This window comes from Shewanella gaetbuli (assembly GCF_023284065.1).
GTDB classification, from domain to species: domain Bacteria; phylum Pseudomonadota; class Gammaproteobacteria; order Enterobacterales; family Shewanellaceae; genus Shewanella; species Shewanella gaetbuli.
This window is the reverse complement of sequence record NZ_JAKIKP010000010.1, coordinates 64,871-78,491: the sequence shown is the minus strand read 5'-3', so window position 1 is coordinate 78,491 and position 13,621 is coordinate 64,871. Positions and strand designations below refer to the sequence as shown.

Here is a 13,621-nt window from a genome sequence, read left to right as displayed (position 1 = left end):
TGAGAATTAAAGTATGTTTAAATCTAAACGATCAAGCGCTAAAAGATTGAACTATCAGGTCAATCAACACCTCCATCACACATTGTGTATGGGTGAACATAGTAAAACGAAGGCGATTAATAAATTTAGTCAGCCTTTATTTGTCGTCAAGACCTTAATGCTCTCAAGTTTATGTGCATTAAGCTTTAATTCTTACGCTAGAGTCGATATACAGTCCACAGCTCCAGTAACAGCTTGTACACAGGTGGGAGGCAACTTCAGTGGCAGTAATTGCCAAATAAATGTTGCTGACATCAACGCCCTACTTAGTGCTGGTACTGATGTTACCGTTAAATCTACAGGAGCGAATGAAGAAGTTTACATTGCCAATGCTGTAGATATTGTCAAGTCCGGAGGGGCAGACGCCACATTTACTATTGCCGCTACAGGGCATGTTAATGCATCAGGAGAGGGAAACGGATCTATTACTTCTACCGTCGGTGCTTTAAACGTTGTACTTAGGGCTCGTGTCGGCGGAGCTGATAATCATGGGGTACAAGTCCCTGAAATCACGACCAACGGCGGCCACTTATGGGTTGGTGGTGGCGGTACTGACCAAACTTGGAATGGCTTAACCGTTGGCCATGAACCCGCGAGAAAAATTGGCTTTCAAGTTACCGGTAATGCCATTGACCTATACAAAGATATTGATACTTCATCAGCAACAGGTGGTGGGGATGTGTATTTATGGGGCGGTGCCAATAACACTGGTGGTGAAGGTATTCATGGTTGGCCAGGTTTCAACAGTATTACAACCAATACTGGTAGTGTGACCTTACGCGGAAGACGTTTTACTTGGAATATGCCAATGAACCTCACCGTTAAAGGTGACTTCACTTGGTGGTCAGATGGTGGCACATTAACCACGGATACTGGCAATATGAACCTGGGAGGCCCCGCTTATTCAGATTTGTTTAAGTTTAACACTCCTCCACGTAATTTTAACTATGGTGGACCTAATAACGTCCATACATTTGTTCATAATTATGATAACAACTTACCCGGTATAGATGGCTTAGAAGTTACCGGAGGGTTTAATATTTATGCTGATAGAATTGAAATAAACAAACCACTAATCAGTTTAGGTACCAGTGCTGGCGACATGTTACTGCAAGCTCGATTTGCTGGAACTGCGGGTACTGACCCACTTATTATTAACTCTGATATTCTAAAAACTGGCGGAGCTACCTCAACACTGACATTAAGAGCAAACAGTGATATTGAGGTAAAAGATACAGGTAAAATTCAAGCTACTAACTCTGCACTCAATGTCGTGTTCTGGTCTGACTTTATGAACACAAACCGTGGCGGTGTTGCTATTCGAGGGCCCGTTGATACTAATGGAGGTCACGTTTGGATTGGTGGTTCATCCACCGATGACAGCTCTGGTACTGTAAATCAAATTTGGAATGGAATAAATGTGGGGGATGGCCCCGCAGTGGGTTCAGGTAACGGTACGCATAGCCCAGTAGATTTTGAAGACGGTATTACGACTAACGGTGGTGATATTTTTATTTGGGCAAGTGATACTTTTGCTTCTGGTGGCCAGCGCGGATTAGGGCTAGACGGTAGTAGTTCTTTAGCACCTTCATACAACTATCTTGATGCTGGCACTGGTGATATCACCATTATTGCTGACGAAATTGAAGGTTATAACAATGCTTCACATGAGCTTCAAATAACCACAACAGGAAAATTAACTCTCGCCCCTTATAACAATGCTTTCATAGCAGATTTTGACTGGACTGGCACAACGGCTAATCCTGATTATTTAACTCAAATCCCCGGTAACACCCATTCAAATAATATTCGTTTAAAAAATGTCGCAAACATGGGCGGCCTTGTTATTGGTGAATACTTAGGCACGGGAATCGCCACAGACACTGGCTACAACTTTACCAATACCAGTAATATCACCGTCACTGACCCGATTACGGTTAACGGACCGATTGGGTTGTATGGTGGCACGGTGACCTTAGCGAATAACTTATTATCTAGTGCCTCAACCGGCGGAGATATTACCCTTCACGGCGATACTGCCGTTGTTCAAAATGCGGGGATTTCAGTCACCAGTAGTTCTACCTCTTCTGGCGGGGATGTGTTGTATCAATCCGACACGATTACATTTAATGCTGGTCAACAAATATCAACCTATGGAACAGTGACGTTTGAACCATTAAATGCGAATTTCATTGCTGACTTTTCAAATCAAAATGCAGGCTTAGTCAATACCGCAACAGGGCTGACCATTGGTAAAAGCTCAAATGATTCAAATGTGCTCATAGAAGAAGCTATTAATATTGATGGTTTCGTCACTATTTGGGGCGGTACTATTGTTCAAAACATGCCCGTGACCGCCAATGGTGATGTTAACTATACCGTCATTAAAAACGATCACCTTGATGGCGTCGATGCTATTGCACTTAACACACCACTTGATGCTGGACTGGGTGATATTACCTTAACCAGTGAAAGTGGCGATATTGTCATCGATGCGAATCTATTAACCACTTCAACCTCTGTCCCTGCTATTACCATTTCTGCTGGTGACAGCTTTGCTGGTGGAGTTGAATCTGGTGGTGATATCGTGTATCGCTCTGGGCAAATTGCAACCGGAGTTGGTGGTGGTATTGAACTATATACCGGTAACTATTACGACAGTACAGGTGTTGCTGCGTTAATTGCTGGCCAATTTGGCGGATTATTTTATAACTCTGATGGAACAGGATTAACCTATTCTAGTAATTATAATGCCATTTATCGTGAAGATATTTCCCCCAAATCTCAGTCTTTAGAATTTGACGGTATTGATGATATTGTGTCAATGTCTGTCGCCAATTACGGCAGCACATTTACTCAAGAGGCTTGGGTATTTATTCCAGCTAGCAGCCAAAACAGTACTGAAAAAATGATTTTCGGTGATGTGGATGGTTCAAGTCAAACCCCATCGTTATTCCATAATAACCTTGCTGTTATCGCTAAACTTTCAGGTCAAACGGTCACCACGGGGGATTCGCTGATTGCAAATGAATGGAACCATATTGCTGGTACCTATGACGGCTCAACTTATCGCTTATATGTTAACGGTGTAGAAGAAATGACAGGTAGTTTTGCTGTCACTGTTTATAACACTTCAACTCTAAATATTGGTGGTAATACTGTTGCAGCACCTTTCTTTGAGGGCAACGTTGATGAGTTAAGAATATGGAATACAGCACTGAGTCCAGAGAATATTCGTAAAACCATGATGCGTTCGGTGCCAATAAACGATACCAGCTTAGTGGCCTACTATAATTTTGACCAAATTGAAGGCACGACCCTATTTGACCTCACCTCTGGCAGTAATCATGGCACCTTGACTGGCATGGACGATACTGATTGGGTAATTTCTGGTGCATTTAACACTTGGCGTGGTTTAGATGATAACTGGGCAAACACCGATAACTGGAGTCAATACACGTTACCTGCACCATCCGATAACGTGGGTATTTATGCCGCAGCTCCAACGGCCCCTATTATTACCTCAACGCCGACCGTTAACCATATGGTCATAGACCAAGGTGTGGCAGCTACCATTACATCTGATGTCAATATTGGTGGTCACCTATTCTTAAATAGTGACATAGACATTAACGGTAATACCCTTACCTTTGACGACAATGCCACCCTTTACGAGCTAGATGGCAAGTTCAGCGACAGTTTAGAAACCGGTAAGCTAACAACCACTCGCACATTAAGTAATATTACTGATGACAATGTGGCCGGTTTAGGTGCAACACTCACCACAGCCGCCAATATGGGCAGCACTGTTGTGACTCGTACTCATAAAAATCTAACCAATGCCACTGCAACAATTAGACAGTTTGATATTACACCAACAACTAATGCCGGTTTAAATGCCACCTTAGCATTTAATTACTACGATACTGAGTTAAATGGCATTACTGAATCGACATTAACCCTTTATAAATCAATCGATAGCCAAGCAACCTGGACAAAACAACCTACCGCAACGCTTAGCACGGCTAATAATAAGCTTACATTAACAGGAGTTGATGGCTTCTCGAGCTGGACTGCAGCCAATAATGTTGCGCCAGTCATTAGTAGTCTCGACAATGCAACCGTTGAAGAAAATCAAACATCCGCTATTGATGTCGATGCCATTGATGACCCAACACTAACGTTCTCATTTGGCGGTGGTGTTGATGATACTAAATTTAATATTGACCCTGCTAGTGGTGTAGTAACCTTTAAAGCTGCCCCTAACTTTGAGTCTCCTATTGATAGTGGCATTAACAATGTTTATGACATTATCGTCAGTGTGACAGACGGAACTTACTCTGACTCCCAAGCAATCAATATTACGGTTACCGATGTTAATGATAATCCTGTTATTACCAGTAATGGTGGCTTAGCGACTGCTGCTGTGAGTGTGGCAGAAAATACCACAGCGGTAACTACGGCCACTTCAACCGATGAAGACTTAGACACTATTACTTATACCCTGTCTGGCACTGATGCAGCGGCATTTACCATTGATCCTGCCACCGGTGTATTAACTTTTGCTATTGCCCCAGACTTTGAAACCCCTACCGATATTGGTGGCAATAATATTTATGATGTTATCGTCACAGCAACAGATAACGGCACCCCAATACTGACTGACAGTCAAGCCATTGCTGTGACCGTTATTGATGTGAATGACGCACCGGTAATTACGAGTGCTGCAACGACAACGGTTAATGAAAATCAAACCGCTGCGATAGATGTAAATGCAACTGACGCCGATGGTGATACGCTAACCTATAGCTTAAGTGGTACAGATTCGGCACTATTTAATATCGATGTCAACACCGGTATTGTAACCTTTAAAGCTGCACCTAACTTCGAGTCTCCTGGCGACAATGGCGGTAATAATGTCTATGACATTATTGTCACCGCAAACGACGGTAGCTTAGACGATGTTCAGTCAATCGCTATTACAGTAGCCGACGTTAACGATGCGCCTGTAATGATCAGTGCATCAAGTGTTAGCTTACTTGAGAATGACGTCAATGCGATTGATGTTAATGCCTCAGACGAAGATGGCCATAGCTTAACCTATACGTTATCAGGCACCGATGCCGCATTGTTTAACATTAACAGTGCCACCGGTGAGGTCACCTTTAAAGTGGCTCCTGACTACGAAACCCCGTTAGACAGTGGTGCAAACAATACGTATGACATCACGGTAACCGCAGCAGACAGCGGTACACCAAGCTTAAATGTCGTACAAAATATCAGTATTACCATTACCGATATTGACGAAAATATCGACTCTGACGGCGATGGTGTACCTGATTACCAAGAAGGACTTGAAGGGACTGACCCGAACGACCCAACCAGTGTTAAAGACACCGATGGTGACGGCGTTCCTGATTATAAAGAAATACAAGACGGAACTGATCCAAACGACAAAACTGACTTTAAAGACAGTGATGGAGATGGCGTTCCCGATCATCAAGAAGGTCTTGATGGTACTGACCCGAATGATCCAACCAGTGTGAAAGACACTGATGGAGATGGTGTGCCAGACTATCAAGAAAATATTGATGGTACTGACCCAACTGATCCAACGAGTTTCTTAGACACAGACGGTGATGGTGTACCGGACTATCAAGAAAAGATTGATGGTACCGACCCAACTGATCCAACGAGCTTCTTAGACACAGACGGCGATGGTGTACCGGACTATCAAGAAAAGATTGATGGTACTGACCCAACTGATCCAACTAGCTTCTTAGACACAGACGGTGATGGGGTACCGGACTATCAAGAAAAGATTGATGGAACTGACCCAACTGATCCAACTAGCTTCTTAGACACAGACGGTGATGGTGTGCCGGACTATCAAGAAAAGATTGATGGTACCGACCCAACTGATCCAACTAGCTTCTTAGACACAGACGGTGATGGTGTGCCGGACTATCAAGAAAAGATTGATGGTACCGACCCAACTGATCCAACTAGTTTCTTAGACACAGACGGTGATGGTGTACCAGACTATCAAGAAAAAATTGATGGCACTGACCCAACTGATCCAACTAGTTTCTTAGACACAGACGGTGATGGTGTACCGGACTATCAAGAAAAGATTGATGGTACTGACCCAACTGATCCAACTAGCTTCTTAGACACAGACGGTGATGGTGTACCGGACTATCAAGAAAATATTGATGGTACTGACCCTCTAGATCCAACTGACTTTAAAGACACTGATGGCGATGGTGTGCCAGATTATCAAGAAATTGTTGATGGTACTGACCCACTTGATGAAAATAGCTTTAAAGACAGTGACAACGACGGTATTCCTGATTACCAAGAAATCATTGAAGGAACGGATCCTAATGATGAGTTCAACTTTAAAGATACCGATGGTGATGGCGTACCTGATTACATTGAAATAATCGAAGGAACCGATCCAAACAATGGTGCAGATTACATCGATAGTGATGGTGATGGAGTATCGGATTATACTGAACTTCACCCTGGTCCTAACGACGCGCCTGTTGCCGTAGCCGATCCAACTTACTCACTGATTGAAGGTGATACCGTTGTGGGTGCGAGCGTATTAAGTAATGACTATGACCTAGACGGTAATGACATGACTGCTGTACTGGTTAATGACGTCACCCACGGTACATTAGCCCTTAACAGTGATGGTACATTTACCTATGTTCATGATGGAGGTGAATCTTCCACTGATTCATTTATTTACCAAGCCACAGATGGTGTCGCTAACTCGAATACCATCGTGGTGGTGTTTACCATTACCAATACCAATGATGCACCAGTAGCAACAGATGATGTGGCTACAACAGACGAAGATGTCTCGGTGACTATTGATATCTTGGCAAATGATATAGATGAAGAGTTCGGCATAGTGGCGTCAAATGTCATGATTATGCAGCAACCAAGTCATGGTCAATTATCTATTAGCCCAACATCTGGCTCGGTGTACTACACTCCTGATGCTGATTATAACGGTACGGATACGTTCAGTTATAAAGTGGCCGATAACGCTAATGCGGAATCAAATATTGCTGTTGTTGATATCACCATATCACCAGTGAACGATATTCCTGTTGGGGTAAATGATACAATTCAAACTGACGAAGACGTTAGTTTCACGGTTGATTTATTAGCTAATGATACTGATGTTGATGGAGATGAATTAGACCCAAGTAGTGTGGTTATTGTTCAGCAACCTGCCCACGCTCTGAGTGTTGATGTGATAGATGGAAAACTGACCTACATACCTGAGAAAAACTATGTGGGTAAAGACTTCATCCAATATCAAGTCTCAGATAAAAATGGCGAGGTCAGTAATGTGACGACCGTGTTTATCAGTGTTCTTGGTATTAACGACGCACCTGTTGCTGTAGATGATTCATCATCTACCTTAGAAGATACCGCAGTCGTTATTGATATTTTACAAAATGACACGGATATTGAAGATGGTCAGGTTGCCGTTGACTCAGTTGTGATTACCCAACAACCATTAAATGGTGTAGTTACTATTGATACTACTACAGGGCTGGTTACGTATACGCCTAATCAAGACTTCAATGGTAGTGACAGCTTCAGCTACATTGTTAGTGATAACGGTAGTGCGACAGAGTCTGCAGTATTCTCCAATATCGCGACAGTAAGCTTAACGATATCGGCAGTAGATGACGCACCTGTTGCCAATGATGACGACATCACAATGCTTGAAGATGAGCAATCGAAATTGATTAACATCTTAGGCAATGATGTAGATGTTGATAGCATGCTTGATGTGGCCAGTGTAACAATAGTTAACACACCTGCATTTGGTAGCATCACGCTTGATAGCAGCTCTGGCGTAGTCACTTATACGGCGAATGCAAATTACAACGGTTACGATACCTTTACTTATAAAGTGAGTGATAGCACTGGCTTAGAAAGTAATATGGCAACCGTTTCATTGAGCATCATGCCTATTAATGACGCTCCAATTGCGAACGCGGCTAGCTACACATTAAATGAAGACAGTCGCGTACAATTCACCCTAACAGGTTCTGATATTGAAGGAGCGACCTTAACGTACACCTTAGTAAGTCAACCAGCCAATGGCGTATTAACAGGCACGGCACCTCGCCTAACCTATGTACCCAATCCAGGATTTGACGGTCAAGATAGCTTTATCTTTACGGTTAATGATGGCGAAGTCGACTCAGACCCTGTTGAGGTGACATTTACGGTATTAAATACCAATGATGCTCCAACAGCCGTTTCGATGAACTTTGTGACCGACGAAGACGTTTCACTACCGTTAACCTTAATCGGTAATGATGACGACGGAGACGCACTCACTTACAGCATCGAAGGTCAGCCGCTAAATGGTACGTTAGAGGGTAATGCACCTAACTTAATCTATGTTCCCAATGCAGATTACAATGGTTCTGACAGATTTAGTTTCCGTGTAAACGATGGTGAATACGATTCAGCAATTGCCTTTGTTGACATAGTAATCAATGGCATACCTGAGCCTATCAACATTGTGGATGATGAATTTACGATTCCTGGAAATGTCGGTATTACACTTAACGTACTTGATAACGACAATGATCCAGAAGGTAATTCGCTTTCAGTCACCTCTGCAACCGCTACAACAGGTGAAGTTGACATAATTAATGGTGAATTAGTATTCACACCTCCAGCGGGTTTCAGTGGTACGGTTATCGTTAATTATGTTGCCAGTAATGGCCTAGGTAGCTTCGATAGTGCTCAAGTCATTATTAATGTCGAACCCAATCCTGATGGCCCAGTTATTATCCCACCAGGAACAGTTTGGGTAGACGCGCAAGCATTATATACAAAAGTTGATTTAGGCGTAGCCACAGCAGTAGACCGTTTTGGTCACCCACTGCCTGTTTCATTGGTTGATAATGTGAACTACTTTGAGCCTGGACAAAACTATGCCTTATGGCGTGCTGTAGATGATGACGGTAATGTCACCGTAGTTAAGCAGCAAGTGAATGTCAGACCATTAGTGTCATTAGGTAAAGACACCGCTGTAATCGAAGATAGTCAAGCCAAATTAAGCGTATATCTAAATGGTATGTCGCCAATATATCCGCTTGATATTCCTTACACGATATCTGGAACATCTGATGGCAATGACCACACGCTTACATCAGGCATTATCACGGTAACTAAAGGTAACTCAGCCAATATTTCGTTTGATATCTTAGCAGATATGCAAATGGAAAATGACGAGTCACTCATTGTTACCTTGTCTAGTGAAGTCAATAGAGGTAATAACTTTGACCAAGTGTTTACCATTAGTGAAGGCAATATTGCCCCAACGGTGAAACTGACTGCACGTCAAGACGGTGTAAGCCGTATGACCGTAGCGAAAGATCAGGGTGACGTGGTGATTTATAGCCAAGTCCGAGATCAAAACAAACAAGACAGTCATACTTATGAGTGGAAAGTCACTCGTGGTGAAGCGATGGATGTCGACTCATTGTTTACCAGCTACACTATCGATCCGAGTCAGTTAAACACGGGTGTATATGTTATTACACTGGAAGTGGAAGATAACGGTGTCACCCCACTGTCTAGCAGTGCATCGGTTTACATCAATGTCGTAGAAACGCTAACTGAGCTAAGTGATAACGGTGATGCTGACGGCGATTTACTGTCAGATGCTAATGAAGGCTATGCTGATAGCAATAATAATGGCATACCTGACTATCTTGATAGTCATGACGAATGTAATGTCATATTAGGTATCAGTAACGAACAAGATAGCTTCTTAGTTGAAGGTGAACCTGGTTCGTGTCTACAAGTTGGCTTCTTCGGCCTGATTAGTAGTAATGCTGCAGCCGGTCTAACAGACAGTAACATTAACTCGCTAGCTGATGAGTTACCGGAAGATCTTGAGGCAACTAATCACAGCGGTATTTACGATATCACCGTGAAAGACTTACCAACTATTGGTCAGACTTATCATATCGTGATCCCGCAAACTAAGGTGATTCCAGACGGCGCGCTTTATCGTAAATATCACCCTCAATTGGGCTGGATTGACTTTGTTGAAGACAGCATGAATACTGTACAGAGTGCACTCGGTGATAACGGTTTCTGTCCTCCTCCTGGTGGAAGCCAGTGGGTTGATGGATTAATGCCTGGTTACTGGTGTGTACAATTAGGGATTCAAGATGGCGGTCCAAACGATGATGATGGGGTTGCGAACGGTCAAATAGTTGACCCTAGTGGTGTCGCAATTCCAGTCAGTGATAACGTTTCACCACAAGCACAAAACGACATTGTTACCGTTAAAGAAAATACCTCAACCAATATTGAAGTATTAAATAACGATGTTGATTCTGATGGTGACTCGATCAGAATACTCAGTGCTGCGGCAAACTTAGGTCAAGTTGTGATTGAGCAAGATGGCAGTATCACCTACACCCCACCAATGAACTTTATCGGTAATGATGTGATTATTTACAGTATTAGCGATGGTCAAGGGGGGATAGCAACTGCCAAAGTGAGTGTAGTGGTTGAACCTAAAGTTGCCATCATTGTTGATGAAACCATTACCACTGAAGGTGGTGGTAAAGGTGGCTCATTAGGATTTATCAGCTTATTTGGCCTAATGCTACTCTCTTTATTTAGAACAAGGACTCCAAATACTATGATGAAATTGATGTCAATACCTTTAGTTTTATTAGCGGTGTCACCGTTAACGACTAAACAGGCTCACGCTGATGACAGTTTTGATCATTGGTATGTTGGGGCTGAGTTAGGCGTAGTTGATTACGCTTACACAGCAATGGATATAGATAAGCAATTTGTGGCAGCCAATTTCAATGCTCATGTTACTGACATTGATACTCAGGACACGGCCGGTAATTTGTTCTTTGGATACCGCTTCACTAAAGGTTGGTATTTAGAAGCGGGCTATAAAGATGCCGGAAGAGTGACAATTGATATTTCAGGAACCTATATTAATCCTAGTGCGTTTTTTGATGCGATTGAAGAGGTTCACCCTGAGTCAGGCAAAGGCTACTATGCCTCACTTGGGTATAATATCTACTTTAATGATCGCTTTTCACTAGGCTTACAAGCAGGTTACTTCATTTGGGAAGGTCACTTTAATACCTACTCAAGTGAGCTGTTAAGAGGCTATGATGAGATTAATGGCGAAGACCTGTTTTATGGCGCAAACTTGCAATATGACTTTACGCCTAACTGGTCAATAACCTTGAACTGGGAGCAGATTGATTTCGAAGCTAATAACGCCAACTTATATACTTTAGGGTTTAAGTATCACTTCTAGGCAGTAAAGCTTACTCAACATAAAACAGGCGCTATATGCGCCTGTTTTTATGTCTAATATAGACGCACTCAACGAAACACCTCGCATTCTTCATTAAAATAATTGTAGGCTGATATATTGTAGTGGTGTCGTGGTTTAGTCACCCAACAGATGGAATGTGAACTGATAATAGATTGTTAATCATGAGTTCATATATAGTCTGAAATGAACCAACTCAAGCCGAGATTAATCCCCCTAAAATACTAACTTCCACCACTCTCCCCTATTCGTTAAACAGGCAAATAAAGGTTGTTACCGTCTTCTTATCTAAAGATTTAACTTTGTGACTAATTACAATGTTTAAAGTGGATAAATTTACCTCACATTGAACAAAGCATTGCATAAAAACTACTGTAAGTATTAAAAATTATAAATAATCGTATTAATACTGATATATAAATAGAAAAGTTTCATTTAAATAATCAGCCTTCAATACCTAAACACAAACTTATCAATGACTTATAGCAAGTTTAGGTATTCTATAGATTATTAAAAATTAAATAATATCAATTCTAATTTTAAATTCACCTTAACCCGTTTTATAGACATTTTAGTCAACCCGATATTGGTTATAATTCAAATATATCAAGCCACTTTTCAGACAAATTAAAGCGATAACACCATTATAGTAAGACATATATGCATTCACTCCAAAGAGGCAATTAAAAAGCAAATACTCACGGACAATGATGAACAATAATAATCGATACCCAAGAGAGACCGTGAACAAATGTTCAATGAAATCAAAAAAGTCCAAATCGGTGAAACAATATCTAATCAACACCCAAATGATGAAATAGATCTACTTGAGTTATTTTCTGTTATTTGGAAAGGAAAATGGATCATTATTATCATCACAGCATTTTTTGCCGCTGGGTCCGTCGCTTATGCTATCAAGCAACCCAACATCTACAAATCAACGACCTTATTAGCACCTGTTGATTCAGATCAAAGTAATAGCAGGCTTGCTGCACTAACGGGCCAGTTTTCGGGGTTAGCTTCAGGGATCAACTTATGCAGTGGCAGTAGCGACAAAACACAAGTTGGAATTGAAGTATTAAAATCATTGCAATTTACCAGTGAATTTGTTCAAAAGCATCAAATTCTGCCTGAGTTATTAGCGGTTGAACATTGGGATTTATCTACCAACCGCCTCAAATTTAACAAGAAACTATACGATGCGAAAACAAAAAAGTGGGTGCGTAAAGTAACGGCCCCATTTGAGCCTGAACCCTCTATGCTAGAAGCATATGAAGAATTCAAAAGAATTGTGAACATACAAACGGATAAAGAAAATGGAATGATATTATTATCTGTAGAGCATAAATCTCCCTTTATCGCTAAAGCATGGACAGAGCTATTAATTCAAGATATTAATACCATAATGAAAGAACGCGATGTTGCAGAAGCCAATAAAAGTATCGAGTTTTTAAGAGCTCAAATACAACAAACCAATATTGCAGATATTCGCACCATTCTTTTTAAACTTATAGAAGAGCAGGCTAAAATAATTATGTTCGCAAAAGTACGTGATGAATATATATTCAAAACAATAGACCCTGCATTTATACCTGAGGTTAAAACCCGCCCTAAGCGTGCATTAATTTGTGTTTTAGGCACTTTATTAGGTGCTATGTTGGCAACAATGCTCGTACTCATCAGACATTTTTGCAAGCAGTAGAGCTGAAACATGACTATCTCAGCTCAAAAAGGATAAACAGATATAAAGCAGTAAATGTTAATAACTATATTTATAGCATTTATTATTTTTTCATCATCGCTTTCAAATCAGCAAATGGGTTGTAAGTAGCCGCCTCTTGCTTAGTCTCTGTCGTACTCCCGTAGCGAATAAGCTCTTCAAACCGAGAGTGTTCATTGTCGTGACAATACAAACATAACAACTCCCAATTCGAGCCATCAGAAGGGTTATTATCATGGTTATGATCACGATGATGCACCGTTAACTCGCTCAAGTTTTTATGGGTAAACTCTCGAGTACACCGACCACATACCCAGGGGTAAAGTTTCAAAGCCTGCTCACGGTAACCTTTTTCACGTTTTGCTTTATAGTCACGAGCTTCTGCCAGAACTCGATCTAATTTGCTTTCGCCAGCCATAATGAATTTGTTCCTGAAATAAAATTGCCCCAAGGATAATAAGACTTATCACTTGAGGCAACTAGAGAATATC

3 protein-coding genes are annotated in these 13,621 nt (G+C 41.5%); 2 read left to right on the top strand and 1 reads right to left on the bottom strand.

Translation table 11 applies throughout. From position 1 onward, the window contains the following. Window positions 1-13 precede the first annotated feature (13 nt). Together L2672_RS13085 and L2672_RS13080 are read left to right on the top strand one after the other, a co-directional pair. The gene (locus L2672_RS13085) at window positions 14-11,392 is read left to right on the top strand and encodes an Ig-like domain-containing protein (protein ID WP_248996294.1); all 11,379 of its coding nucleotides are present in this window, start codon (window positions 14-16) and stop codon (window positions 11,390-11,392) included. A 769-nt stretch (window positions 11,393-12,161) separates the two neighbouring features. After that, window positions 12,162-13,112, top strand: a complete 951-nt coding sequence (locus L2672_RS13080; protein WP_248996293.1) for a Wzz/FepE/Etk N-terminal domain-containing protein — start codon at window positions 12,162-12,164, stop codon at window positions 13,110-13,112. A gap of 82 nt (window positions 13,113-13,194) precedes the next feature. Here L2672_RS13080 and L2672_RS13075 read toward each other — a convergent pair whose 3' ends face one another. Then, a complete protein-coding gene (locus tag L2672_RS13075; RefSeq protein WP_248996292.1) occupies window positions 13,195-13,548 on the bottom strand; it encodes a YajD family HNH nuclease in 354 nt (117 codons plus the stop codon). Window positions 13,549-13,621 lie beyond the last annotated feature (73 nt).

Bases quoted from the DNA above. Each gene is read 5' to 3' on its own strand.
- L2672_RS13075 (WP_248996292.1), bottom strand. From the start codon at position 13,548: ATGGCTGGCGAAAGCAAATTAGATCGAGTTCTGGCAGAAGCTCGTGAC.
- L2672_RS13085 (WP_248996294.1), top strand. From the start codon at position 14: ATGTTTAAATCTAAACGATCAAGCGCTAAAAGATTGAACTATCAGGTC.
- L2672_RS13080 (WP_248996293.1), top strand. From the start codon at position 12,162: ATGTTCAATGAAATCAAAAAAGTCCAAATCGGTGAAACAATATCTAAT.